Consider the following 23,850-nt stretch of genomic DNA (forward strand, 5'->3'; position numbering starts at 1 on the left):
TTGAATGAGGTCATTCCAATGAAAGTGTTCGAAAAATTAGTATTTCCAAATGGCTCATATGTTCCTAACCGTATTGCTAAAGCGGCAATGGAAGAAAACATGGCTGATTTAAACCATGCACCGTCAGAAGAGTTGATGCGTCTATATCAAGCTTGGGCTAATGGTGGCGTAGGTTTAATCATTACCGGAAATGTAATGGTAGATCGCCGCGCAATGACTGGACCGGGTGGTGTCGTGCTGGAAGATGAAAAGCATATAGATACTTTCAAAAAATGGGCACAAATTGGTCGTTCAAAAGGCGCTCAGGTTTGGCTTCAAATCAATCATCCTGGTCGTCAAATGCAGTCAAATTTAGGGCAACAAACATGGGCGCCTTCAGCTGTTGCTTTAGATTTAGGAAAAATGTCAGACCGTTTTAATACGCCAATCGAAATGACTGAATCTATGATTGCAGAGGTGATTCAGCGTTTTGCAAACACTGCGCGGTTAGGTGAAAAAGCAGGTTTTACTGGTGTAGAAATTCATGCAGCGCATGGTTATTTATTAAGCCAGTTTCTTTCTCCACTCAGCAATAAACGCCAAGATCAGTGGGGTGGTTCTTTAGAAAACCGCGCTCGTATCTTAATTGAAATTGTGGATGCAGTTCGTAAAGTGGTTTCACCTGAATTTACTGTGGCGGTAAAACTAAATTCAGCTGATTTTCAGCGTGGCGGGTTTAGTGCTGAAGACGCTCAACAAGTGGTTAAAATGTTAAATGAGCATGCAGTCGATTTGGTGGAGCTTTCAGGCGGTAGTTACGAAGCGCCAGCAATGCAAGGTCAAGCGCGTGATGGTCGAACACTTGCCCGTGAAGCTTACTTTTTAGAGTTTGCACAAGAAATCCGAAAAGTTGCCAAAATGCCTGTTATGGTAACAGGTGGCATACGCCGTAAGCAGGTAGCAGAGCAAGTGGTTGAAAGTGGTGTAGATATGGTCGGTATTGCTACAGCACTCGCAATTGAACCTAATTTGCCAAATGCTTGGAAACAAGGCCACAATGTCACACCAGAGCTAAAACCAATTACTTGGAAGAATAAAACACTCGCTTCACTTGCAAATATGGCAGTGGTCAAATTCCAGTTACGTAATTTAAGTTCTGGCAAAAAAACAAAACCAAATGTTTCACCAGCTTGGGCTTTAATTTTGCAACAATCAGCGATGTCATGCCGTACCCGCCAATACAAAAAAGGTATGCGTGATTATTCATTTGCTTCTTAATAAAAGAGTAGTGTTATGACAAATCCTAACGATTCAAATTGGATAATCTATGGAGCAAATGGCTACACGGGTGAGTTAATCGCCCGTGAAGCGGTGCGCCAAGGTCTAAAACCAACTTTGGCTGGTCGTAACAAAGCCAAGGTTGAAACACTCGCTCAAGAGTTGGGGCTCAACTATAAGGCTTTTGGACTTGATAGCGTAGATGCAGTAAGTGAGCAACTCCAAGGCTTTAAACTGGTGATGCACTGTGCAGGACCATTTTCAGCGACCTCGAAACCCATGATGGAAGCTTGTATAAAAGCAGGAGCTCACTATCTCGATATTACTGGTGAAATTGCGGTATTTGAATTAGCGCAGTCACTTAACAGCCAAGCCGAAAAAGCCGATATCGTGCTTTGTCCGGGTGTTGGTTTCGATGTGATTCCGACAGACTGTGTGGCAGCTGCCTTGAAAGAAGCACTGCCAGATGCGACCCATTTAGCACTTGGTTTCGACTCAAGAACTGGACTTTCACCAGGTACGGCCAAGACAAGTATAGAAGGTATGGGTGAAGGTGGAAAAATTCGTAAAAACGGAAAAATTACTACAGTTCCATTAGCGCACTACGTCCGGACTATTGATTTTGGGGATGGTAAAAAAAGTGCTATGAGCGTTCCGTGGGGAGACGTATCTACAGCGTTCTATACAACAGGTATTCCAAACATTGAAGTGTTTGTACCCGCATTTCCCAAAATGATTATGGGCGCGAAAATGATGAACTATGTACGCCCAGTATTAAAACTGAAAGCTGTGCAGAAGTTTATTAAGTCTCGTATTGAAAAAACGGTCGTTGGGCCAAATGAGGAACTCCGTGCGAAAGTACCGACCTATGTGTGGGGTGAAGCGAGAAACTCACGTGGGGAAATAAAAACCGCCCGTATCCAAACAGAAAATGCTTATAGCCTTACCGTAAATGGCTCTCTGACTGTAGTGAATTATTTACTCAAAAATACCGTTAAAGGCGGTACATATACACCAGCAAAACTGATGGGTTATAAGCTAGTGACCGAACTGCCGGGTTCTGGTTCACTGATCATTACTTAAAAAAAAGCCAATTAGAGAGTTAATCTATAATTGGCTTTTCAATTTGAATGTTTTATCAATTTATTGAGTCGTACTTAAACGCTTAACAACTGCCTCAGCAATTTCTTTACTCGACTGCGGATTTTGTCCTGTAATAATTCTGTCGTCTGAAACTACATACGACGTAAATGGAACAAATGCTTGTTTGTAGTTTGCTCCACGTTCAATGAGTCCATTTTGTAGTGAAAACGGAACTTGAGACTTAATACCAGATAGAGTTTCTTCAATATTTGCGAAACCAGTAACGATTCTACCTGCAATTAAAGGTTTGCCGTGTTCATCTTGAAGAGGTAATAAACCACCCACGCCGTGACATACTGCCGAAACAATCCCACCTTGGCGATAGATCTGTTCACTAATGTTTTGCAGAGCTGTATTGGTTGGGAAATCCCACATGGTACCGTGACCACCAGTATAGTAAATGGCTTTGTACTGCGAAGGATTAATCATATTTGGAGCTAATGTTGTTTTTAACCGCTGCATAAATGCTGGGTCAGCTAAGTGATCTTGTGCTGATTTGTCTAAATAAATAGACTTTAAACTACGTTCATCTAACGGCACTTGACCGCCTAGTGGACTTACAAAATCCATATCATAGCCAGCAGCCAAAGCGACATCGTAAAAATGAGTGAGCTCGGTCAGCCAAAGTCCTGTTTTATCTGAACGGGAAGGGTAAGCCGAGTGATTGGTCATCACGACTAAAATTTTTCCATTTGCTTTAGTAGGGCTCTGAGCTTTATCTGACTCTGCGGCATGTGCTACATTGGTAGTCAAAAAAATAGCAAAAATAATTGTTAACCAACGCTGAAAATCCCAAACTTTAAACATCACAGGTTCCTCATCTATCACCTGAGATCCATCGTATGTTTAAAGTGTACTTTAAGGTCAATAGTCGTCTAAGAAATTACGGTGTTTTTGCTTTGTCGTAATAGAGGTTCATGAGTCGTTCTGCATTTTCTTCGCAAGTAATTTCATCTGGTTTGTTATTAATCGCTTCAACCATGGTTCGTAAATTTTGCTTACTCACTTTTAGTTTTTGTTCTAAAAGTTCAATTTCCTGAATTTTGGATTCAAGCGTTTGGATGAGTGCATCATGGTCCCAAGTAGCAACTTTTGAAGGCAAAAAGGCTTTAATTTCTGCTAAAGAAAATCCAACTTGCTGGGCTTGCTGAATTAAAGAAAGTTGCTTTAAATCGTTGTCAGTATATTCACGGTAGCCATTCGATTTTCTTTTGGCTTTAGGCAAGAGTTTGATTTGCTCGTAGTAACGAATGGTAGGGGTACTTAAACCGCTTAGTTTAGATAACTCGCTAATATTCATAACCACATACTCTATTGACTTTCAAGTTAACTTTAGACTTATAGTCATGTAAAAGCAAGGTTCATAACTTTACCAAGCGCACACTTTCAGTAACAGCTTTCTATGTTTTGATAGATGAAAGATAGAATTATAAATATGGAAAAATGAGGTGAGGAAATGGCTAAACGTATATTACATGTCGTGACCAATGTTTCACGCTACAAGGATGTCGATGAACCAACAGGACTATGGCTAGGCGAGCTTACTCATGCCTATGACGAATTTGAAAAGCAAGGTTATGTACAAGATATTGTTAGTCCCAATGGCGGAAAAACTCCGATTGAACCAAAATCATTAGGTGCTTTGGTTTCTGACAAATCTGTAAAAGCGAGAGAAGATGATCAAGCTTTTATGACTTTATTGGCCAATACTTTTAAGCCTTCCGATATTAATTGGCAAGATTATGACGTGATTTATTACACAGGCGGTCACGGTGTTATGTGGGATTTTTTAGATAATCCTGAACTGCAAGAAATCACCAAAAATATTTATGAAAAGGGTGGCATTGTTTCGAGTGTTTGTCATGGGTATTGCGGCTTGCTCAATGTACGGCTTTCAAATGGCGAACGACTGATAAAAGACAAAAAGTTAACGGGCTTTGCATGGAGTGAAGAGGTTCTGGCAGGAGTCGCAAAAAAAGTTCCATATAATGCCGAAGAGTTAGCTAAAGAATATGGTGCACATTATGATAAGGCCTTTATTCCATTTGCACCGCACGTAGTTCAAGACGGCAATTTAATTACAGGACAAAACCCGTTTTCTGCTAAAAAAACGGCTTTAGCGATAATAGAAGAGCTAGAAAAGTCATAACTTAATGACTCAAAAATAAACCCTAAAAGCAAAATCAGTGACGGCTTTGCTTTTAGGGTATCTAAATAAAGTAGTTTGTTCTAGAAAACTAATATTAAGGAACAATCACAAAATCAGGGTTTGCTATGGCAAAAATTGCTTCACGATCTGCAACTGGCGGATAAATCCACACCGTATTAATTTCTTGTTTAATTTTTTTTGCCTCTTCACGCACAAACTGAACTTTTCGATCCCATCCTTCGGTATAAAGTGCGCCCCATGGGCCTAAGTCGACACAAGTCACATACTTTGGTTGGCTATAAGCATGTAATGGTAAATCAACCAATTCTGCGGCAGCATTGTAACCAGCTACACGGCCTAAGCTCATCGCGTGCTGACATGACATCACGTTAAAATTACCTAAATCGTCAGTTGGAACTTTTACCGTATCACCCGTCACAAAAATATTTTTTGCATCAGGTGCATGTAAATAAGCATCACCTAAAATACGGCCTAAATTATCTTTTTCACCTGCAATTTGAGAGGTAAGTGAGTTCGCTCGCATGCCGGCAGTCCAAATGACAGTTTCTGCTTCAATTCTTTCTCCGTTAGAAAGAGTTACACCAGAAGCATCAAGTGCAGTAACACGTAGCCCAGCTTTACCTTCCACACCTAGCTCGTCGAGAGCTTCACGAATGACAGCCGCAGCTTCGTCACCCAAGGCTGCACCAATTTCTGCTGATGAATCGATTAAAACCACACGAATATCAGTTTCACCTAAAATATTACGCAGACGCTCAGGCATTTCAGTCACTGTTTCAAGCCCAGTCAGGCCGCCACCAGCAATAACTACAGTATTACGAGCTGTATTAGCAGGTTTGTTAGCTAGGTTTTTAAGATGCTGGTCTAATTTTTCTGCATCTTCCAATGTACTTACGCTAAATCCATATTCAGTAAGCCCCGGTATAGGTGGCATAAACGTCGTGCTTCCAGTTGCCAGAATAAAACGGTCATAGCTTAAAGTCTGTTTATCACCTTGAGTTGTGGTAATCACAAGATTTTGGGCAGCAGCATCAATTTCATTTACCCAGCCGGCTACATACTTAACGTCAACTACGCTTAATACTTCTGAAATATCAGGGTACATATTTTCAAGTACAGCTTCATAAAGACGAGGACGAATATCCACATTTGGACTAGGGGAAACCATTACCACTTCAATGTTTTGTTCTTGCGACGCTAAGTGAATTGCCCGTTGTGCAGCAAGTGCAGCCCATAAACCAGCAAAGCCAGAACCTGCAATAATAATACGTTTACTCATTTGATTATCCTTTTGATAAGTTTTCGGACAACACATTCCAGCTCATCACAAAATTTAGGGTGAGCGAATCCATTCTCTGATTGTCCGAAAAAATCTGAGAAGGCGTTTAAAACGATTAGGGGGAGTTTACTTTAGGGCGCGGAGCCCTATCAGCTTATTAGTCGGGTGTATCCCGTGATATTTTACTTTTTCGCATTTTTGCTGTTCTTCCTTCAATGCGTTCACTGATCCAACCATTTACATCACTAAAAAATACGTCGGGTGCATAACGGCCAAAACGGTCTGCAATATCACCAAGTGTATGAGCACCTAAAGCGTCTCGCATGGCTTTTTCAGCCTGTAGCATGACTGCATGCACTGCGCACACACCACTGGTTGCCCAATCTGGTGGGGCATTGTTAAAGACCGCGCATTTACCGCGAACTTCTTGACACTCAAAAAGCGGTTTTTCACCCTCAATTGCATTCACGATATCTAAAAAACTAATTTCGTGCGCAGAGCGAGCCAGTAAATATCCGCCGCGAACACCTTCTTGTGCTACAACAAGTCCAGCCTTTTCAAGTTTAGGAAAAATCTTAGCCATAAAACTTGGAGAGACTCCTTGTAATTCGGCAAGATCCTTACTACTTAAAGGTTTATCTTCATTGTTCACAAGAAAAAGAAGACAGTGAATCGCATACTCGACGCTACTAGTGATATAAGCCATTTAATTTCATAATTGATCAACTACAAACACAGACTAATGCAGTCTGTGTTTTAAGTCAATAATAAAACTAAGATAAAGTTAGTCCTAGTTTTAAGTGGGCTTTGTTAAAGTGTTAATTATTAGTCTATCTATTTGAATAATTTAAATTTTAATAAAATAAAAAGATTTTAATAATTTATAAAAATTTATTTATTTCTCTTGAGCGTAAAAATATCTAATAGATGTTTAATGAGGTAGTTCACAACTTATAAGTAAAATAGATGAAAGGGGGATAGGTATTTATCATTTATTTATAGAGTCTTTTAAATTATATTTATGTAGATTGTTTCAATTAAAATATTGAATAGCTTTAGCTGAATAAAAATATTTTTTTAAATAGCATGATGAATAAATAAGAGAGTTGTTTTGAAAACTGAATTTATTATTAGATGTATTTATGCGCTTTGTCTTATAGGTGCAGGGTTCAACCATTTACAAACAGTTCTAATGTACGGTTTGTTTTGGGATTATAACAATGCACCACTATTTACCTGTATTTATTGGACATCTTTAACGTTTATTGATCCAATTGCAGCAATTCTTCTATTTTATAGGCCACGTATTGGCTTAATTCTAACTTTTCTTATTATATTTAGTGATGTCATACACAACACTTGGATTACATTAAAAGTGGGCCGAGACTTGCTCAACTATATGTATATTTCCCAATTTTTATTTCTGGTTTTTGTTTTGTGCACAATTAAGTTTCCTTGGAAAGCACATAAGACAAGTTAAAATTTAAAGATTGGAGAGCAAAAGCATTCTTTTACTCTCCAAATAATTTTTTCAAACTTACGAACGCCACCAATAATTTTCAACATTTGGCTCATTTAAGTTTAAGAGTTCACCCATTTGCGGGGTACTAATTGCTAACTCGTTTTGTTGAGCCAACGCCACGATACGTTCAAACGGGTCGTCCCAAGCATGCAGTGCCAAGTCAAAAGTACCATTATGTACAGGCAGCAAATGGCGACCTTTTAAATCGATATGTGCTTGCAGCGTTTGCTCGGGTTGCATATGAACATCTGGCCATTCGGGGTCGTAAGCACCAGTTTCTAACATGGTCAGATCGAAGGGACCATAACGATGTCCAATCTCTTTAAACCCATCGAAATAGCCTGTGTCACCGCTAAAAAATACACGTAAGTCATTATCAATAATTACCCACGAAGCCCAAAGCGTCGCATTGCTATCGCCCATACCACGGCCTGAAAAATGATGAGCAGGGGTAGCCACCAATTTTAATCCATCCACATGAGTAGTATCCCACCAATCAAGTTGTTGAACTTTTTCTGCTGGAATTCCCCATTTAATGAGCGTATCACCCACACCAAGTGGTGTTAAGAAATGCTCAACTTTATCGTTAAGTTGCATCACTGCATGGTAGTCGAGGTGGTCGTAATGGTTATGCGACAAAATCACGCCTTTAATGGGGGGTAATTCGGCAATGCTAATTGGGGGCTGATGGAAACGTTTTGGTCCAAGCCATTGAAAAGGTGAGGCACGCTCCGAAAAAACAGGGTCGGTTAACCAAAATTCATCTTGCAGTTTTAACAAGATCGTTGAATGCCCCAAACGAAATAGAGAACGGTCAGGCGCACTCAAAAGTTGTTCTTTCGACAAACTTAAAACAGGAATTTCTCGGTTTGGAACGGTGTCTTTTGGTTTGTTAAAAAGAAACTTCCACATGAGTTGAAGCGTTTTGCCAAAAGAAGGCTTGTGTTGGTTTGGACGCGTATTTCTAAATTTGCCATTGTGTTGCTGAGATGACGTTAAGGAAGCAGGCAAGTCAGGTGTGTTTGAAATAGTCATTTTGTTTTTCCTTATGGGAACAAACCTATATGTACAAATAAGAACTTGGGCTAAGTACTTATTTTGATTTATTTAAATGAGTATTTGCTCACTCATTAATTGCTTTAAAAATAAGGACGCCATGCATCCTTACTCTTTAATCTATATTGAAACTGCATGCCAAAACGCTTCAAAACCAGATTTGCGATAACGCTCGGTTTGAGAAGGGTCTTGGGCAATAAAATTGAGTGTGACTTCGGCAAGTGCACCTAAAATTGAAGCAATAAATAACGGTGGGTAATCTCTTAGTTTGCCATCGTTAATTCTTTCTTGAATGTTTTGGGTGAGGTCACAAAAGGTTTGCATACCAATTTGTTTGCTTTGCTCGGTAATTTGTTCCGAGGTTGAAAGCTGTGCCATGACTTTACGTTTCAGAGGAGCTTCTAAACTCCAGTCCAAATAGCTTTGCCAGATATGCGACATTTGTGTTTGTAAGTCGGAGTTAGCAGGGTAACCAAGCATCATCACCTGACGCAGTTCGGCCTTTAGTGAAAGATATAACTGGTTCAGCAGCTCTTCTTTACTACTAAAATAGGTAAATAAAGTACCTTCTGCCACGCCAGCAACTTTAGCAATTTTTGAGGTAGACGCACGCTCGCCGAGCTCAGCTAATGTTTCAATAGCAGCGCTTAAAATCGCATTACGTTTATCTTCACTACGGGGACGAGCCATATACAAACATATTAATTGAGTGATTACTCAATCATACATAAAAATAATGAGAGAGCAATCAAATTTTGAATAAAGCTTAATAATAAGGTGAAAAGAAATATTACGAGTCAAATTGTAAAACGACTTTCCCTTTTGATCGGCCCGTATTTACATATTGAAGCGCTTCTTTAATTTGAACAAAGCCATAGGTCTGGTCTACCACAGGTTTAATTTTTCCAGCCTCTACCAGTTCGGTAATTTTTGAGAGCTGTTGACCATTCGGCTGCATAAATAAAAATGAATAAGTAATATCGCGTTTTTTTGCTTTATGTCGAATTGACCAACTTAACATCGGGATGACACATTTTAGGAACCAGTTTGGATTAATTGCCTCTGCAAAAGCTTGGTCAGGTGGCCCTGAAATACTAATAAGACGTCCACCGCGTTTAAGAGCATTTACTGATTTTTCTAAGATTTTGCCACCTTGTGTATCTAAAACAACATCGTAGTCTTTAAGCTCTTGCTCAAAGTCCATTGTTTTATAGTCAATGATAATGTCAGCGCCTAGCTCTTTCACCCAACCACTGTTTTGGGCACTGGTTGTGGTCGCAACCGTAGCACCAAGAGACTTGGCAAGTTGAATTGCAATTGAACCCACACCACCTGAACCTGCATGAATAAGCACTTTTTGGCCAGCTTTAACTTTTGCAATTTCAACTAGTGCTTGCCATGAAGTTAAGGCAACTAAAGGTAGAGCTGCTGCCTGATCCATCGAAATATTTTGCGGTTTAAGTGCCAGAGAAGATTCTTGAACAACTGTATATTCAGCAAATGCACCGTTTAAATCGGTCTTGGCATAGACTTCATCTCCGACTTTAAACTGGGTAACATTCGAGCCTACTTCTACAACTGTACCTGCAAAATCATTACCCAAGATAAAAGGAAATGAAACGGGCAGAATTGCCTTAAATTCACCTTCTAAAACTCTTAAGTCTAGAGGATTAATACTGGCAGCATGCACTTTAACAAGTACTGAATTTTCGGTTAGAGAGGGTTTGACTTGTTCATTGATTTGTACATCATCAATCTTGCCATAACGGCTTATGTAGGCTGCTTTCATTTTAAACCTCTATTTTTTAATATTTTAATTTTTGGTTCTCACTATATCTTCATGTTTCGCTGAACTAACTTGTCAAAGACTTTTACAGGAGCAAAGCGTCGAAGGGCTTTTAAGTTTCTTGCAGTTTTACCTGCTGTATAACGAGGTACGACGTTTTGGCTGTCAATGACATTTAAAATGGTATGGGCAACTACGCTCGGGTCATCTGACTTATTAATTGAATGAATCATTTGTTTGTGTAGCTTTTCACGCGTTTGATCGTAAAAAGAAACTTTATTGTCTGCTTCGAGTAAGTTTACTCCTAAAGATGTATTGGTATAAGCAGGTTCAATCAAAGACACACGAATACCTTGTGATCTAAGCTCGTGGTCTAAAGATTCAGAATAACCTTCAAGTGCATGTTTAGACGCAGAATAAAGAGCATTAAAAGGCATAGGCACAAGTCCAAGAATTGAACTGATATTTAAAATAAGTCCTGAGTTTTTCTGACGCATGTGCGGAATAACTGCGCGAGTCATTCGAACAGCACCAAAGAAGTTAGTATCAAAAATGGCCTGTGCTTGTTGCATTGAGCTTTCTTCAGCACCAGCAGGTGATATTGCAAACCCGGCATTGTTAATTAAGACATCAATTCGGCCTTCATTCGCAATTACTTTTTCAACGGCTTGAGCAACGGAATCATCTTGATTTACATCTAATTCAATCAGATGAAATTTATGCTGTGATGAGTTTTTTGCTTGGCGGCTTGTGCCATAAACAATAAATCCAGCCTCATGTAAAAGGTTTGCAGTTGCTAAACCAATACCCGAAGATGCGCCTGTAATCAGAACTACTTTGCTGGTCATATGATATTCCTTACTTAAACTTTGTCGCCTGAACCAAATCAATTTCGGCTTGATTTTTTCATCATAATCTAAAAATAAAATAGTTACTACTAAAAAGATAGTTACTATTTGGTCTGTTAGCTTGTTGTTAGTATTTTTTTGATAGTAACTATCTGTTTATGTTGAATATAGGCTTTAGAAAAGATTGAATATAATTTTTAAAAATATTTAGTTTTTGATTTTTAAGAGCTTAATTTGGTAATAAAAATTCATTTTAGAAAACTGAATCTGTATAGACTGTCCGATTTAAAGCACTATAAACATAAAAAAGCACTCCAGTTGAGTGCTTTTTTTCTATTGAGTAATTCGCTATTTTTGACTAATCGGGCGGGTACCAATTTCGGCGCCAGTCATTTGATCAATCACAATAGGCTTAATTTCAGTACCTTGTTCTGCATCAATGAAAGTCACCATTTTCTCAGGCTGTTCATAAGGTTTATATTTTCGACCCCATGCGCCAATCACAAATAAGACAGGTAGAAAATCTTTACCAGCTTGAGTTAATACATATTCTTCACGAGGAGGGTGTTCAGAATATTGTCTTTTTTCGAGTAATCCTTCATCTACTAAAACAGACAAACGTTTTGTTAGCATTGTAGGTGCAATACCCAAACTTTTACGAAACTGATCAAAACGAGTAAAGCCCGCATGGGCATCACGTAAAATCAACATACTCCATGCATCACCTAGAACAGAAAGACTTCTAGCGATGGGGCAGACTTCAAGATTGCTATTTTTACTCATATCGAATTAATAAACTCAATAGTAACTACTAAAAAAATACTAACACAAAGTGGTGAATGAAGCGAGTTTGATCGCGTGATATACGATAATACTTTTATTTCCCCAGTTAATTTTCAACTATTTCTACACTAGATTGGCTCTCTAATAATTTGGATAAATTATTTTCAAGCCAAGTGGTTAAGTCAAAAAGTCGTTCGGAAGCTTCTCGTCCAAAGTCTGTTAATTGATAATCTACACGAGGAGGTATTTCTGCATAATCTTGACGAACGATAAAACCATCTTGCTCAAGCGTTTTTAAGGTTTGTGCCAACATTTTTTCGCTAATGCCATCAATTAGTTTTTTTAATTCACTAAAGCGCAAACGTTGATCTCGCAGTGCAACTAAAATTAAAACACTCCAACGGCTAGTGAGTGTCAACAAAATTTTCCGAGAAGGACAATCTGCTGAAAAAACGTATCCTTTCATCATGCACACCTTAATTACAAAACTTTACATTTGTTTCTAAACTTACTTTTAGGTAAGTACTTACTTTTAGTAAGTTAAGGTACTACGATGATTGAAAGATATCAACTACATCAGATGGAGATCATCATGCGTATTGCAGTTACTGGTGCATCAGGTCAACTTGGCCAACTTGTTATTTCTCAATTACTCGAACGTACTGAGGCAAAAAATATTGTGGCATTAGTCCGCAGCCCTGAAAAAGCATCAGACTTAAGCGCAAAAGGGGTAGAGGTTCGTGCTTTTGATTATGTTCAAGATGCAGATAAACTTTCAGCACAATTGGCTGGTATTGATAAGCTTTTATTAATCTCGTCAAATGAAATTGGTCAACGTACAGTACAACACCAAAATGTGATTAATGCGGCAAAACTTACGCAGATAAAATTTATTGTTTATACGAGTTTATTAAACGCAGATACAACGCCGCTTCTATTAGCAAAAGAACATGTTGAGACTGAACAATATTTAAAAGCCTCGAATATTCCCCATACAATATTACGTAACAACTGGTACAACGAAAACTATGCGATGGGACTTGCCCAAGCAGTTGAGCACGGCAAAATTTTAGGGGCAACGCATCACGGGAAAATTGCTTCTGCTTCACGCTTAGACTATGCGACTGCTGCCGCTGTGGTATTAACTCAAGAAGGACATGAAAATAAAGTTTATGAACTGGCAGGTGACACGAGTTATACCCTTGATGATGTTGCAAAATGGGCAAGTGAACACAGTAAAAAAGAGGTAATTTATCAAGACCTATCAGAAGAAGAATATAAAGCGATTTTGATACAATTGGGTATCCCAGAAGGGTTTGCTAATATCTTGGCAGATTCAGATGAAGGCGTATCTAAGGGCGGCTTATATAGTGATCGCAAAGACCTACACCAGTTAATTGGTCGTGCCACTACGAGTATGCATGAGACGATTAAAGAATTTTTATCTTAAGTCGATGCTATAACTCTTATCTAAAAAACAAAAAGGTTTAAATCATTAGTGTTTAAACCTTTATATTAGTTTTTATATATGTCTTTCGAAATTGGATTGGTGTCATTCCTGTCCATTTCTTAAAAGCCCGTGTGAAATTTGTAGGCTGTATATAGCCGAGATAAAGTGCAATTTCTTGTACATCCATATCACTATGAAGTAACAAATGCTCAGCTTCTTTCTGTTGAACTTCTTCAAGCAATTGCAGATATGAAGAGCCGACTTGGTTTAAGTGGCGCCGTAAGGTTCGGCTAGACATGTTTAAGCGAGTTGCAATTTCATCAAATGAGGGATAACCCACCTGTGGTTTTAGGTTTAATTCCGCTCTTACGGTCAGGCAGATATCCTTAATTTGCTCGGAAAAACGGATTTGTTCAGCTTCACACTGTGCTAGGGCTTGTTTAAAAGCTATTGGATCTGCCATTTTAATGGGTAAATCTAGAAGCTTTTGGTTATATCGAATTTGATTAGTTGCTTGGTTAAATCGAATAGGCGGCAGTAAGTGTTGATACACTTTGTGATAGCTAGGTTCGGGCCAATCTACCCATAACTCAATTTCGGCAAAGTCATGTTCTATCAAAAATTGGCCAGTTTGAATCACGCCAATCATCAAACATTCATAAAAAAATCGTCTAAGTGTTTCCGCTTGTTCTGGTTGGTTGCTGATAATCGGATGAGTTTCGTTAATTTCAATAATAGAAAAATCATTATTTTCATGTAAAGCAATACGATAATCTTTTAATCGCATGTTAAAGAATTGCGTTGAAACCTCAATAGCCTGACGTAAGTTTGGACTACTCATGAGGGCATATCCCATAGGGCCATGAGCGGTTAAACGTAGTTTTAGGCCATATTCATATCCCAAGCCAGAATCTTTTACCAAGATCAAGCTTTCCCACGCCAGTTTAGACCACTGTACAGGGGTAATTCGTGCGTCTAGTTGATCTAAAAGGTTTAAAGGAATTTTACTTTTTTTCAAAATTTCAAGCCCATAAAAACCTTTATCCACCATAATTTCTAATAACAAATGCGCATAAGAAATGGGAATACTGGCTTTGGAAAGCCCATATGGATCTTTCATATTAATTTTTATTGTGGCCGAAAATGATTAGTAGTATGTCTGATCTACACCTCACGCTCAAGTTAAAAGTTCGGAATAATCAATTTAATGTATTTTGAGCATGAATTATGAGCTTACCCATTCCACTACCTTCATCACGAGTTGTGATTACAGGTGCTTCATCAGGCATTGGTGAAGAGTTAGCAAAACAGTTTGCTATACGAGGTTATTCTTTAGTTTTAGTCGCTCGCCGTATAGAAAAATTAGAGATACTCGCTAACAAACTAAAAGCTCAATATCAAATATCAGTAGATTTATATCCATGTGATTTGGGGCATAGAGAAGCCAGAACTGAATTTCGTCATTATTTAGAAAATATTGATGTTGCCATTCTTTGTAATAATGCTGGATTTGCGACTTTTGGTTGCCTGCAAGATTTAGATGCAGACCGTGAACGTGAAGAAGTGGAAGTCAATGCTGTGGCAATTCACGACCTAACCTTAGCTGTGTTGCCACAAATGATTAAAAGAAAAGCTGGGGCAATACTGATTGTAGGGTCTACTTCTGGCCATCAGCCGACACCTGCAAATGCAACTTATGCAGCAACAAAAGCATTTGCAAACTCATTTGCTGAGTCGTTACACAGCGAGCTCATAGGGACGGGTGTGAGCTGTACTTTGCTTGCTCCGGGGCCGACTAAAACTGGTTTTAATGAGGTTGCTGGTATTACAAAAATTGATGGTGTTGGTGGAGGCCTTGTTTGGGTAACAGCAGAACGCGTAGCTAAAGAAGCTATTCAAGGAATGGATCGTAATTGTCGAATTGTGATTCCGGGTTTCGTGGCACAGGCCCAAACTTTGGGAGGACGTTACACGCCGCGCATTATTTTGCTGCCTATTCTTAAGCAAGTATTTTCGAGATTAAGCTCATGAAACAATTGATTAATGACTTACGTGTGCCTGTGGGTTTAGCCAATCTTGGAAATAAGCTTTATCACAATGCCCACTATTTGACTGCTGTAGTTGAAGTCGATGAAAAAGCGATGGCGCGTTGGTTACCCTCTGGAATGACACTCGTTAAACCTGCCAGAGCCGATTTGTTTTGTGCTTATTTCCCCGAAAATGTCTATACGGGCGCTTACCATGAAGCGGGTGTATTTGTTCATATTAAAGTTGGCAACAAAACTGGAATCTTTTGTCCTTGGATGATTTTGGACGATGACCGCGCCATGATTATTGGCCGTGAGTTGTTAGGCTACCCTAAAAAGATGGGTGAAATTAGCTGGGAAAACGATGGCAAACGTATTTTAAGCAAAGCTTCACGCCGAGGCACCACACTTATTGAAATGGAAGCCACGCTGGGTGAAGTCATTCATGATGCGCCTCCAATTTTAGGATTACCGCATCGAAATATTACTGGTGGACTAGGAATTGGTTTACCACGTGAAGTTCGATTTACCCCCAAAGAGCATACTGTTGAAGTGCGTCAGGTTGAAATGAACCTATGCTTTACAGGCACTGCAAACGATCCTTTACACGATATGGGGTTAGGCAAGATTGTTGAGGCCAGATTACATCGCGTTGATTTATCGGGAGGGCTAATTCCACCGATTCAAATACCTAGGTTACGCACGCCGTTATTTTTATTACGTCAGTTTAATCCACGTGTTTTATAACTGGAGAATAAACATGAATACATTCTTTCAGTCACAGCCAACCCAAGACTTTTCTAAAATTTCAGCATCAATTGACATTACAGTGCGTCAATTAGACTTATCTTTTCCAGATGAGATACCAGACTTTTGGTTTAAAGATAACCCTTTGCTGACTATGTTATTTACTGCCTTATCGAGTGCATTTCCAGACGGTGAACGGCAGTTTATTTATAGTGTGCGTAATTATCAGGACAAAATTAGCGACCCTGTTTTGCTTAAACAGGTCCGAGCTTTTATTGGTCAAGAAGCACATCACGGTAAAGAACACGATGCACTAAATGCTGTGATGCTTAAAAAAGGTTATCCAGTTGAACGCATTTATAAACGTTTTAAAAAGATGAACCGTATGTTGCAGCAACGATTTTCTGTAGAACATCAATTGGCTTGCACGGTATGTATGGAACATCTAACAGCAATTTTAGCGGACTATTTTATTCGTATCGCGCCTGAAGATTTAGAGTTGTTTGATGTTCATTTGCGAAAAATTTGGGCTTGGCATGCCATTGAAGAAACAGAACATAAAGCTGTGGCGTTTGATGTTTATCAATCTTTAGTGAATAGACCCTACTTCTTGCGATTGGTGATGTTAGAAACCACGCTTTCTTTTCTCATAATTACCAGCAGAGGAACAAAAGAGCTTTTAAAGGCTTCGGGTAAGAATAAAGATTTTCAAAGTCTATATGAAGGTTTGAAATATTTGCTTGGCAGACAAGGGGTTATTCGAAAAATTAGTCGAGCATATTTAGATTTTTATTCGAAAGATTTTCATCCTTGGCAGCACGATAACCGTGAGCAAATGATGAAATTAAAAGATCAATATCTGCATTAATTATTTTATAAATTTAGGAAGAAAGAAAATGACCAAATCTAATCCAAAGCCCACATTAGCAAGCCCATTAACTTTAGCGTGTGGCATTACCATTCCAAACCGGATCACTAAATCTGCCATGAGTGAGCAACTTGCCGATCGATATGGTTCGCCGACCACTGAATTACAACATTTGTATGCAGCTTGGGCCAAAGGTGGAGCAGGGTTACTGATTACAGGCAATGTCATGATAGACAGTCGTGCCTTGGTAGAACCAAGAAATGTAGTTTTAGAATCGGCAAAGTTTCTACAAGAAAACAAGTTATGGGCTCAGGCTGCTCAAGCACATGGCGCTAAAATTATTATGCAAATTAACCACCCAGGTCGTGTTGCGGTTTTACCTCTTTTGAAAAAACCTATAGCTCCTTCGGCAGTTGGCCTTGATTTACCAGCTATGAACATTATTCGCATACCACGTGCAATGACTGAGGCAGAAATATATGAGCAGATTAATCGATTTGCTCAAACTGCTCGACTTGCAGTTGAGGCTGGTTTTGATGGGGTACAGGTACATGCAGCCCATGGCTATTTACTCTCACAATTTTTGTCACCACTCTCAAATGTTCGAAACGATCAATGGGGAGGTAGTCCTGAAAATCGACGCCGTATGTTGATTGAAACAGTTCGGGCTGTACGAGCTGCAATCGGCAAAGACAAAATATTAAGTGTAAAACTCAACTCTGCCGACTTTCAAAAAGGAGGTTTAAGTCAGGAAGAATCTCTACAAATTGCATTAGCTTTAGAAGCGGAAGGTATCGATCTATTAGAGATTTCAGGAGGGAATTATGAGTCTCCAGCTCAGCTTGGATATGCGCCTGATCGTTCTATTCAGCGAGATGCATATTTTATTGATTATGCCACTGCACTTCGCAAACAAAGCAAATTACCACTCATGTTAACTGGAGGGTTACGTAACACTAGTTTCATGAACCAGATTATATCCGAGGGCATCGTTGACCTAGTAGGCATGGCGCGACCATTTGCAATCGAACCAGATTTGGCAATCAAACTATTGGCTGGAAAATCTATCGCTGAAACAGTAGACGTTCCATCAGTGGGTTATAAACCCGTAGATGCATATTTACAGCTTGCATGGCATTTAGCTCAATTCAGTCGTATTAGCCGAGGGCAACCACCTAAACCAATTAAAGGATTGTTACGGACAGTTATGTCATTTGGCCCGCGAATGGGCTGCAACATTTTAACTCAGAAATCATGAATAAGACCTTTATTCATCTTATTCATGGTCTATAGCCGACGTTTGAGCGGCTATAGTTAGGAATATATAGAAATAAAATACTAATAATCTGGATTAGCTAAGATGTAATTCGTTCTATTATTATAAATATAATTAATTATTTGACGAGTTAGGAAGAATTTTTTTTGTACAGCTTAAAGTAAAGCTAGAAGAGCTAATTATTCTTGAATCTACCTTAATAATTAGGTTAAATACAAACCAATAACACAGAAAACACATAACTTTACTTTTACAATATCGATTTTAAAAATTTAGGAGAAATAGGATATGAAGACATTTTTTATGTGGGTAGGTATTCTATTTACTATTATTTTTGTGTTAGCTCTTATTGTGGGAGGGAACAGTTCAAAAGTATCATCATCTTCCTCAAATAATGCCAGTGAATCAGCAAAGCAAGAAGCTATCACTGCTGCAAGTGAAGCAGTTGAAGCTGCAAAAGAGGCACAAGCAGCAGTTGATGCAGCAAATAAAGCCGACAATCAAAATACGACAGTTGTAATCAACTCTAATCTGACTAATCAACAACGCAATGCTGTTAGAGCGGCAGAGCAATATCTTGATCTGATGGGTTTTTCTCGTAAAGGCTTAATTGATCAATTATCTTCAAGCGCTGGAGATGGCTTTAGTTATGCAGATGCTAAAGCTGCGGTCGATAGCATGGATGTAGATTGGAATCAGGAAGCAGTAGAAGCAGCACAACAATATATAGAACTAACAGGTTTTTCTTGTAGAGGTCTTATTGACCAACTTTCGTCCAGTGCTGGTGACAGATTTACTGAACAACAAGCCCAATACGGAGCACAACAAGTAGGGGCATGTTCGTAAGTTATTACTGGATAAGAAACATCTAAAAATTATGGATGACTAATTCATTATCATTATAACTTTCCGCTACGCCTTTAATATTATTAATAGCCTAGCGGATTTCTTTATCCAGAATATAAAATCTTTAAATAATTATTTACAACTAACAACTTTATTAAGTCAATATTTAAGATATTCCTTAATTATGTAATTAAATGAAAAACAATAATTAATTAAATATTTTCTAGCCAATTTTACATTGACAGCTCAAATATTGAAGATTACCATTTACGGGCTGGCCTACATTGCCAGTCGGTTTTGACGGACCGATGATCGACCACATCAGGATTATTTCTTCTGAGGAATAGTCTTGTGTGCACACCTCGTTCCCTCCCGTAGCGGTAGGACGGGAGTGGGACACTTTCGAGTGTGCTGGATGTCGAACCCAGTCCGTCAACCTGCTTCCGTTCTGCCACCATAATTTATAATGTTTCGGCAGAACTCCCAATAGAAGGAGTTGGCTATGCACATTCATCATTTATTGGCAGACATTGCCAAGGTCTACAACGACACAACTTAAATCACTTTAAAGCAGCTCGATCGCCGTTAGGCTTTTCAGGCTTTAAATCATTACGTCTAAAACTTAGCAACAATAAAACTTGAGATGTGCCAAGCACAGTCTTTACGGCTTTGCTGTGCCTTTTTTTCTCCCAAAAAAGTATCTCATTTATATACAACAAAAATTTATTTATAACGGTAAAACTATGCCAACTTTAGAAAAATCTTCCAAAAAATTACAAGTCATCCATACCGCAATAGAACTGTTCAATAACTATGGATTTCACAATACGGGTGTGGACTTAATTGTCAAAAAATCCAAAATTCCTAAAGCCACTTTTTATAACTACTTTCACTCAAAACAGCGGCTTATTGAAATGTGCGTATCCTTTCAAAAAAGCAAACTCAAAGAAGAAGTTCTAGCAATTATTTACTCAAGCCATTATCGAACTTCAAGCGATAAAATCAAAGAGATTATTGTTTTACATGTCAATTTTAATAGCCTGTACCATCTATTACTGAAAGCCATTTTTGAAATTAAACAGATTTACCCGCAGGCCTACCGTATGGCAATTGAGTATAGAAAATGGCTGCTTCGAGAACTTTTTGATCTGGTTTTTAGTTTGGAAACTCATGCATTAAAACCAAGTGCAGACATGGTTTTAAACTTAATTGATGGTTTGATGTTCCAGATTTTAAGTTCAAATAGTTTGGAGGAGAGGGATGTGGTGGAGGGGAGGTTTTTTGGGGTAACATTTGATAATGCTTAATTCTAAATTTTACTAACTAAAGGTTAGAGATTAATTTAAAGTTATAACTGTAGACCATGAAAACTAAACAAATAATTGAGAGGATTTTAATGCAAGATGTGAGGGATGGTTTATTAATACTTGAAAATAAAGAAGTTGAGAATATAGTTGAAGTCTATTCTTTTGAACAAATTAGAGAAATACTTATTTTTGCTCTATCAGATAGTACTTCAGAATATTGGACAATATTAGCTCTAAACCTATTGAATAAAAAATCCGAGTATATTTCTGATGAAATAATCTTAATACTCAATAAAATAGCAAGTATGCCAAAAAGATATACACAAAAAACTAGACATGAAGCATTAAAAATATTTAAAAAACAACTTGGAAATATTAATTATTGAGTCTATATGAATTAACTTTTCAAAAATATAGTTGTTAATTTAACATAGGAGTGGCTATGTATAGATTGGATATACGACAGTGAAAAGTATGAATGAAAACTACGTTAATCTTTTCATAGTGTTGGAGTTTTATTGTGCAGAATATTAAAATGAAAGATGACTCATGTCATTTTTTTACTGAGCAAGATATTACAAGTAAGCAAGTTATTAAAGTTTGCTTTGATATATCTGATTTTGAAGAAATTCAAGAAGTTTATGATTTTTTTGGTGATAAAATATATGGAAATAATCGGGAGCATTTGAATGACATTCATGCAAATACAAAACATTTTGGAAGTAATTTGTCTGCATTTCATGACTACTTAAGAGGATACCTCATTGGTGTTTTTCTAGAAAAAAGAAATGAAATTTTATCAATAACTATAACCAATAACAACAATAAAAATGTTGATGATGATTGGTTGGATTTCTTCAGTATAATTATGCAAACATTTTTTGATGTACATAAAAATATAAAATATGGAATTTATATGGACTTGAATTTTTCAAGAAGCATTATGGCTAATATGATGGATTATTTTAGTTTTTTAATTTCTGATTATCATAATAGGCCAAAAGACGAGCTGGATGAGAATGGTAATTATGTGTAAAAGTTTTTAATTTGGTATACTAAGTTGTGAATATTTATAGATCTATTTTAAGGCTTCCCAATCTATAAGGTACTTTATATGAGTAATTTGGTGACTATGCTTTCTTCTATTAAAGCTGAAAAAAATTATTTTATTGAAAAATTAGAAAAGGTTAATGGATATTCAGAACAAGAAATCGCTGAAATTGAGAAATTAAATAATATTTCTGTGCATGGTCAATTGAAAGAGTTGCTAACAACTATGGGTAAATGTTCAGGAGGGTTGATTTTTGGTGATGATTTTTACATATACAGATATTATAGAAATGCGGGATTTAATATACAAAGGCAAAAAAATTTAATGGCTGATGAAGAACTTGCTATCAATTATAGAGAGAATAGTGAGAAATTAGATTTAGCTGAAGAACAATATTTTGAGATTTGTGGTGAGAATGAACATGCTAATATTTTCTTTATGTATACAAAGGATGATAATGATTATGTTTATGAGTGGAATGAAAATAGTAATACAGTAAAAAGATTTGGAACACTATTTGAGTACTTAATTCGATACAGAAAGAGATTAGGTTCATATTCATCTCAAGGCACAATTCGAGGTGATGAAGATCCTACTTTATTCGATGAGTTAACAACAGGAAGATTATTGCTTTCTAGCTAAATAGAAATAACACAACTTTATTTTTAAAAAGTTTTGCAACCTATATATTAAAACTATCTTATGAATTTTAAATTATTTTATTCCGAAATATTGGTTTTTAAATTTATAATTATTAAGTTAACTATTCTTAAGGAATATTTTTTTATTGTGAAAACTATTGAGATTGCCTGATGAAAGAAATAAGAGAATTAAATAAATTATTAAAAGCTTATAAAAAATATAGTATTGAAAATTTGGCGTATTCGTTAAAATTTTATGAAAAACATATACTAGATACCATAGATGGGGAAGATATACTTTTTTAAATGAGGATTTGCCAGAATATGCTGTTAATGGTGGTTCTCTTTATCGTAATTATATTGAGAATAATACTAAAAGGTTTTTAAACTCTTTACCTTCATGTCCACATTGCTATCAACAAGCCTATGATTTATTTATAAATAGTATAATTATGCCGAGATATCAAAATGGGGACTACTATTCATTAGAAAGTGATCTAGGTCCTAATGAAGAAATGTCAGCTAAAGTCAAAGATATACCAGTGTGGTGGTATGGTGATGAAGCCGAGGCTAAAAGACTGAGTTTGAAATTGTTATAATATTTTTAAATATATGCTTGATAATCAATAAACTATTACTTGTTAAGATTTTGCACATAGTAGAATTACAGTCTTTTTATTAAGAACCGAGACACAAAGAGATGACGTTGTTTCCAATACCTGCTGATTTTATTGATGAAAAGGTGAACCTTTCATGGTGTGATATCAAATGGGGCTATGAAAATAATCTTCTCACTTCAGAAATACCAATCAAAAAAGCAGAAAATAGTTTATTAACAGGGGACTATACTAAAGCTGAACTTGAGCTGTCATTCCTTATCCCGAGTGAATCAAATGACATCACTCCTTTTATTAATGAACTATGTCCTAACTTTAAAGAAAATGAATATGAGAACATCAGTCAAAAATGGTTATATGTAATTCTTAGTTGGCTCTGGATTAATCGAGAAAGTTTTGAAGATCCTTTAGATGAGGTGGAACGTATTTATACAGATTTTGATTATCCAGCCGAAATCGATAATTTTATTAAATATATGCCTCCTACGGATGGATATAATCCATCATTGTATTCTTATACAGAAAATATTAGTCGCTTAATGAAGAATTGGGAAAATTATTTACAACAGAGTGCTCTAAAGTACAAATAAAGCACTGTGTGATTTATGACACTTAAGAATATTAGGCAAATTTTTTTACTACTGGAGAACCATCAAATGCTACAAGATATTGGGGATCAGTATCCAAATGGCGCAATTAATAAAGAAATTATTGAAAATTTTGCAGCTACCTTAGAGGTAGTATTTCCGCCAGAATATATTGAACTTATTTCTCAGCATGATGGCATTTATCCTGAAATTTCTAGCTTTGATTATGTTGACACTGATGGTGAACTAAATATCAGTACAGTAGAGTTGGGAGGATACTTGCATGAACCTCGAATAGAAGGGATGCAATTTCCCGAAGGTGATGATGACTATGAGGGAAAATTAATTAGCTTTGGATCTACACCTGGTGGGAATTTCATTTGTTTCGATTACAGATTCCCTTGGATAAAAGATCAACCTAAGATCGTGCTTGTTTTACACGATGAATTCTATGATTTTGGAATGAATGAGGGTAAAAGAAAGGTTTTGTATCTAGCAGATAACTTTGCACATTTTATAAATTCATTACATGAATTTATTGAGTATTAGCATTCTATGATAATTTTTTGATTTTTAACTAATACTGTTA

General features: G+C 37.2%; 28 protein-coding genes. 17 read left to right on the forward strand and 11 right to left on the reverse strand.

Annotation, left to right across the window (positions count from 1 at the left end; all coding sequences use genetic code 11):
* Positions 1 to 18 precede the first annotated feature (18 nt).
* Together HLV59_RS08845 and HLV59_RS08850 are read left to right on the forward strand one after the other, a co-directional pair.
* Positions 19 to 1,257 carry an NADH:flavin oxidoreductase/NADH oxidase family protein gene (locus tag HLV59_RS08845; protein WP_171429776.1) on the forward strand — a complete coding sequence of 413 codons (1,239 nt, stop codon included), beginning with the start codon at positions 19 to 21 and terminating at the stop codon, positions 1,255 to 1,257.
* Between the two features lie 15 nt (positions 1,258 to 1,272).
* Positions 1,273 to 2,340, forward strand: a complete 1,068-nt coding sequence (locus HLV59_RS08850) for a saccharopine dehydrogenase family protein (protein WP_171429777.1) — start codon at positions 1,273 to 1,275, stop codon at positions 2,338 to 2,340.
* Between the two features lie 60 nt (positions 2,341 to 2,400).
* On the opposite strand, the gene HLV59_RS08855 is transcribed toward HLV59_RS08850, so the two are convergent.
* Both HLV59_RS08855 and HLV59_RS08860 read right to left on the reverse strand, forming a co-directional pair.
* Positions 2,401 to 3,207: a type 1 glutamine amidotransferase domain-containing protein gene (locus HLV59_RS08855; protein WP_031948413.1), complete on the reverse strand. Its 807-nt coding sequence runs from the start codon at positions 3,205 to 3,207 to the stop codon at positions 2,401 to 2,403.
* Between the two features lie 76 nt (positions 3,208 to 3,283).
* The gene (locus HLV59_RS08860; RefSeq protein WP_031948412.1) at positions 3,284 to 3,700 is read right to left on the reverse strand and encodes a MerR family transcriptional regulator; all 417 of its coding nucleotides are present in this window, start codon (positions 3,698 to 3,700) and stop codon (positions 3,284 to 3,286) included.
* Positions 3,701 to 3,856: 156 nt separating this feature from the next.
* Between HLV59_RS08860 and HLV59_RS08865 the strand changes: the two genes are divergently transcribed.
* The gene (locus tag HLV59_RS08865) at positions 3,857 to 4,549 is read left to right on the forward strand and encodes a type 1 glutamine amidotransferase domain-containing protein (RefSeq protein WP_031948411.1); all 693 of its coding nucleotides are present in this window, start codon (positions 3,857 to 3,859) and stop codon (positions 4,547 to 4,549) included.
* 94 nt (positions 4,550 to 4,643) lie between these two features.
* On the opposite strand, the gene HLV59_RS08870 is transcribed toward HLV59_RS08865, so the two are convergent.
* Positions 4,644 to 5,849: an NAD(P)/FAD-dependent oxidoreductase gene (locus HLV59_RS08870; RefSeq protein WP_171429778.1), complete on the reverse strand. Its 1,206-nt coding sequence runs from the start codon at positions 5,847 to 5,849 to the stop codon at positions 4,644 to 4,646.
* 157 nt (positions 5,850 to 6,006) lie between these two features.
* Positions 6,007 to 6,555 (reverse strand): RrF2 family transcriptional regulator, encoded by a 549-nt coding sequence (locus HLV59_RS08875; RefSeq protein WP_016145382.1) that lies wholly within the window; start codon positions 6,553 to 6,555, stop codon positions 6,007 to 6,009.
* A 405-nt stretch (positions 6,556 to 6,960) separates the two neighbouring features.
* Between HLV59_RS08875 and HLV59_RS08880 the strand changes: the two genes are divergently transcribed.
* Positions 6,961 to 7,329 carry a hypothetical protein gene (locus HLV59_RS08880; protein WP_031948407.1) on the forward strand — a complete coding sequence of 123 codons (369 nt, stop codon included), beginning with the start codon at positions 6,961 to 6,963 and terminating at the stop codon, positions 7,327 to 7,329.
* Positions 7,330 to 7,386: 57 nt separating this feature from the next.
* Here HLV59_RS08880 and HLV59_RS08885 read toward each other — a convergent pair whose 3' ends face one another.
* The 6 genes from HLV59_RS08885 to HLV59_RS08910 form a co-directional block, all read right to left on the reverse strand.
* Positions 7,387 to 8,406: an MBL fold metallo-hydrolase gene (locus HLV59_RS08885; protein WP_016145380.1), complete on the reverse strand. Its 1,020-nt coding sequence runs from the start codon at positions 8,404 to 8,406 to the stop codon at positions 7,387 to 7,389.
* Between the two features lie 141 nt (positions 8,407 to 8,547).
* Entirely contained in the window at positions 8,548 to 9,117 is a 570-nt protein-coding gene (locus HLV59_RS08890) for a TetR/AcrR family transcriptional regulator (protein WP_061875112.1), read from the reverse strand.
* Between the two features lie 100 nt (positions 9,118 to 9,217).
* Positions 9,218 to 10,216: an NADP-dependent oxidoreductase gene (locus tag HLV59_RS08895; protein WP_171429779.1), complete on the reverse strand. Its 999-nt coding sequence runs from the start codon at positions 10,214 to 10,216 to the stop codon at positions 9,218 to 9,220.
* Between the two features lie 41 nt (positions 10,217 to 10,257).
* Positions 10,258 to 11,061: an oxidoreductase gene (locus HLV59_RS08900; protein WP_171429780.1), complete on the reverse strand. Its 804-nt coding sequence runs from the start codon at positions 11,059 to 11,061 to the stop codon at positions 10,258 to 10,260.
* Positions 11,062 to 11,409: 348 nt separating this feature from the next.
* A complete protein-coding gene (locus HLV59_RS08905; protein WP_031948403.1) occupies positions 11,410 to 11,844 on the reverse strand; it encodes a winged helix-turn-helix transcriptional regulator in 435 nt (144 codons plus the stop codon).
* A gap of 106 nt (positions 11,845 to 11,950) precedes the next feature.
* Positions 11,951 to 12,310 carry a winged helix-turn-helix transcriptional regulator gene (locus tag HLV59_RS08910; RefSeq protein WP_163120134.1) on the reverse strand — a complete coding sequence of 120 codons (360 nt, stop codon included), beginning with the start codon at positions 12,308 to 12,310 and terminating at the stop codon, positions 11,951 to 11,953.
* A gap of 126 nt (positions 12,311 to 12,436) precedes the next feature.
* Between HLV59_RS08910 and HLV59_RS08915 the strand changes: the two genes are divergently transcribed.
* Positions 12,437 to 13,294 (forward strand): SDR family oxidoreductase, encoded by an 858-nt coding sequence (locus tag HLV59_RS08915; protein ID WP_171429781.1) that lies wholly within the window; start codon positions 12,437 to 12,439, stop codon positions 13,292 to 13,294.
* Positions 13,295 to 13,346: 52 nt separating this feature from the next.
* Here HLV59_RS08915 and HLV59_RS08920 read toward each other — a convergent pair whose 3' ends face one another.
* Positions 13,347 to 14,414 (reverse strand): AraC family transcriptional regulator, encoded by a 1,068-nt coding sequence (locus HLV59_RS08920; protein ID WP_171429782.1) that lies wholly within the window; start codon positions 14,412 to 14,414, stop codon positions 13,347 to 13,349.
* A gap of 107 nt (positions 14,415 to 14,521) precedes the next feature.
* On the opposite strand from HLV59_RS08920, the gene HLV59_RS08925 reads away from it, so the two are divergent.
* The 12 genes from HLV59_RS08925 (at position 14,522) to HLV59_RS08980 (ending at position 23,810) form a co-directional block, all read left to right on the forward strand.
* Positions 14,522 to 15,325, forward strand: coding sequence for an SDR family NAD(P)-dependent oxidoreductase (locus HLV59_RS08925; RefSeq protein ID WP_171429783.1), 804 nt, complete (start codon positions 14,522 to 14,524; stop codon positions 15,323 to 15,325).
* Positions 15,322 to 16,068 carry an acetoacetate decarboxylase family protein gene (locus HLV59_RS08930; protein ID WP_171429784.1) on the forward strand — a complete coding sequence of 249 codons (747 nt, stop codon included), beginning with the start codon at positions 15,322 to 15,324 and terminating at the stop codon, positions 16,066 to 16,068. Before HLV59_RS08925 ends, HLV59_RS08930 begins: the two co-directional genes overlap by 4 nt.
* A 13-nt stretch (positions 16,069 to 16,081) precedes the next feature.
* Positions 16,082 to 16,936 carry a metal-dependent hydrolase gene (locus HLV59_RS08935; RefSeq protein ID WP_171429785.1) on the forward strand — a complete coding sequence of 285 codons (855 nt, stop codon included), beginning with the start codon at positions 16,082 to 16,084 and terminating at the stop codon, positions 16,934 to 16,936.
* Positions 16,937 to 16,964: 28 nt separating this feature from the next.
* Entirely contained in the window at positions 16,965 to 18,194 is a 1,230-nt protein-coding gene (locus HLV59_RS08940; protein ID WP_171429786.1) for an NADH:flavin oxidoreductase/NADH oxidase family protein, read from the forward strand.
* Positions 18,195 to 18,500: 306 nt separating this feature from the next.
* Positions 18,501 to 19,058 (forward strand): Ltp family lipoprotein, encoded by a 558-nt coding sequence (locus HLV59_RS08945; RefSeq protein WP_171429787.1) that lies wholly within the window; start codon positions 18,501 to 18,503, stop codon positions 19,056 to 19,058.
* Between the two features lie 743 nt (positions 19,059 to 19,801).
* Positions 19,802 to 20,365, forward strand: coding sequence for a TetR/AcrR family transcriptional regulator (locus HLV59_RS08950; protein ID WP_216606768.1), 564 nt, complete (start codon positions 19,802 to 19,804; stop codon positions 20,363 to 20,365).
* 56 nt (positions 20,366 to 20,421) lie between these two features.
* A complete protein-coding gene (locus tag HLV59_RS08955) occupies positions 20,422 to 20,751 on the forward strand; it encodes a hypothetical protein (protein WP_228721994.1) in 330 nt (109 codons plus the stop codon).
* A 134-nt stretch (positions 20,752 to 20,885) separates the two neighbouring features.
* Positions 20,886 to 21,401, forward strand: coding sequence for a hypothetical protein (locus HLV59_RS08960; RefSeq protein WP_171429788.1), 516 nt, complete (start codon positions 20,886 to 20,888; stop codon positions 21,399 to 21,401).
* Positions 21,402 to 21,479: 78 nt separating this feature from the next.
* Positions 21,480 to 22,058, forward strand: coding sequence for an SMI1/KNR4 family protein (locus HLV59_RS08965; protein ID WP_171429789.1), 579 nt, complete (start codon positions 21,480 to 21,482; stop codon positions 22,056 to 22,058).
* A gap of 313 nt (positions 22,059 to 22,371) precedes the next feature.
* Positions 22,372 to 22,656, forward strand: a complete 285-nt coding sequence (locus tag HLV59_RS08970; protein ID WP_320158873.1) for a hypothetical protein — start codon at positions 22,372 to 22,374, stop codon at positions 22,654 to 22,656.
* Between the two features lie 101 nt (positions 22,657 to 22,757).
* Positions 22,758 to 23,264 carry a DUF2247 family protein gene (locus HLV59_RS08975; RefSeq protein WP_171429790.1) on the forward strand — a complete coding sequence of 169 codons (507 nt, stop codon included), beginning with the start codon at positions 22,758 to 22,760 and terminating at the stop codon, positions 23,262 to 23,264.
* Positions 23,265 to 23,330: 66 nt separating this feature from the next.
* Complete coding sequence (locus HLV59_RS08980) at positions 23,331 to 23,810, forward strand: SMI1/KNR4 family protein (protein WP_171429791.1); 480 nt, start codon at positions 23,331 to 23,333, stop codon at positions 23,808 to 23,810.
* Positions 23,811 to 23,850: the final 40 nt, after the last annotated feature.

Source organism: Acinetobacter lactucae, from assembly GCF_013122135.1.
Classification (GTDB): Bacteria; Pseudomonadota; Gammaproteobacteria; order Pseudomonadales; family Moraxellaceae; genus Acinetobacter; species Acinetobacter lactucae.

Coding starts and splice junctions, on each gene's coding strand:
- HLV59_RS08845 (WP_171429776.1), top strand. CDS start 19: ATGAAAGTGTTCGAAAAATTAGTATTTCCAAATGGCTCATATGTTCCT.
- HLV59_RS08850 (WP_171429777.1), top strand. CDS start 1,273: ATGACAAATCCTAACGATTCAAATTGGATAATCTATGGAGCAAATGGC.
- HLV59_RS08855 (WP_031948413.1), bottom strand. CDS start 3,207: ATGTTTAAAGTTTGGGATTTTCAGCGTTGGTTAACAATTATTTTTGCT.
- HLV59_RS08860 (WP_031948412.1), bottom strand. CDS start 3,700: ATGAATATTAGCGAGTTATCTAAACTAAGCGGTTTAAGTACCCCTACC.
- HLV59_RS08865 (WP_031948411.1), top strand. CDS start 3,857: ATGGCTAAACGTATATTACATGTCGTGACCAATGTTTCACGCTACAAG.
- HLV59_RS08870 (WP_171429778.1), bottom strand. CDS start 5,849: ATGAGTAAACGTATTATTATTGCAGGTTCTGGCTTTGCTGGTTTATGG.
- HLV59_RS08875 (WP_016145382.1), bottom strand. CDS start 6,555: ATGGCTTATATCACTAGTAGCGTCGAGTATGCGATTCACTGTCTTCTT.
- HLV59_RS08885 (WP_016145380.1), bottom strand. CDS start 8,406: ATGACTATTTCAAACACACCTGACTTGCCTGCTTCCTTAACGTCATCT.
- HLV59_RS08890 (WP_061875112.1), bottom strand. CDS start 9,117: ATGGCTCGTCCCCGTAGTGAAGATAAACGTAATGCGATTTTAAGCGCT.
- HLV59_RS08895 (WP_171429779.1), bottom strand. CDS start 10,216: ATGAAAGCAGCCTACATAAGCCGTTATGGCAAGATTGATGATGTACAA.
- HLV59_RS08900 (WP_171429780.1), bottom strand. CDS start 11,061: ATGACCAGCAAAGTAGTTCTGATTACAGGCGCATCTTCGGGTATTGGT.
- HLV59_RS08905 (WP_031948403.1), bottom strand. CDS start 11,844: ATGAGTAAAAATAGCAATCTTGAAGTCTGCCCCATCGCTAGAAGTCTT.
- HLV59_RS08910 (WP_163120134.1), bottom strand. CDS start 12,310: ATGAAAGGATACGTTTTTTCAGCAGATTGTCCTTCTCGGAAAATTTTG.
- HLV59_RS08915 (WP_171429781.1), top strand. CDS start 12,437: ATGCGTATTGCAGTTACTGGTGCATCAGGTCAACTTGGCCAACTTGTT.
- HLV59_RS08920 (WP_171429782.1), bottom strand. CDS start 14,414: ATGAAAGATCCATATGGGCTTTCCAAAGCCAGTATTCCCATTTCTTAT.
- HLV59_RS08925 (WP_171429783.1), top strand. CDS start 14,522: ATGAGCTTACCCATTCCACTACCTTCATCACGAGTTGTGATTACAGGT.
- HLV59_RS08930 (WP_171429784.1), top strand. CDS start 15,322: ATGAAACAATTGATTAATGACTTACGTGTGCCTGTGGGTTTAGCCAAT.
- HLV59_RS08935 (WP_171429785.1), top strand. CDS start 16,082: ATGAATACATTCTTTCAGTCACAGCCAACCCAAGACTTTTCTAAAATT.
- HLV59_RS08940 (WP_171429786.1), top strand. CDS start 16,965: ATGACCAAATCTAATCCAAAGCCCACATTAGCAAGCCCATTAACTTTA.
- HLV59_RS08945 (WP_171429787.1), top strand. CDS start 18,501: ATGAAGACATTTTTTATGTGGGTAGGTATTCTATTTACTATTATTTTT.
- HLV59_RS08950 (WP_216606768.1), top strand. CDS start 19,802: ATGCCAACTTTAGAAAAATCTTCCAAAAAATTACAAGTCATCCATACC.
- HLV59_RS08955 (WP_228721994.1), top strand. CDS start 20,422: ATGAAAACTAAACAAATAATTGAGAGGATTTTAATGCAAGATGTGAGG.
- HLV59_RS08965 (WP_171429789.1), top strand. CDS start 21,480: ATGAGTAATTTGGTGACTATGCTTTCTTCTATTAAAGCTGAAAAAAAT.
- HLV59_RS08975 (WP_171429790.1), top strand. CDS start 22,758: ATGACGTTGTTTCCAATACCTGCTGATTTTATTGATGAAAAGGTGAAC.
- HLV59_RS08980 (WP_171429791.1), top strand. CDS start 23,331: ATGCTACAAGATATTGGGGATCAGTATCCAAATGGCGCAATTAATAAA.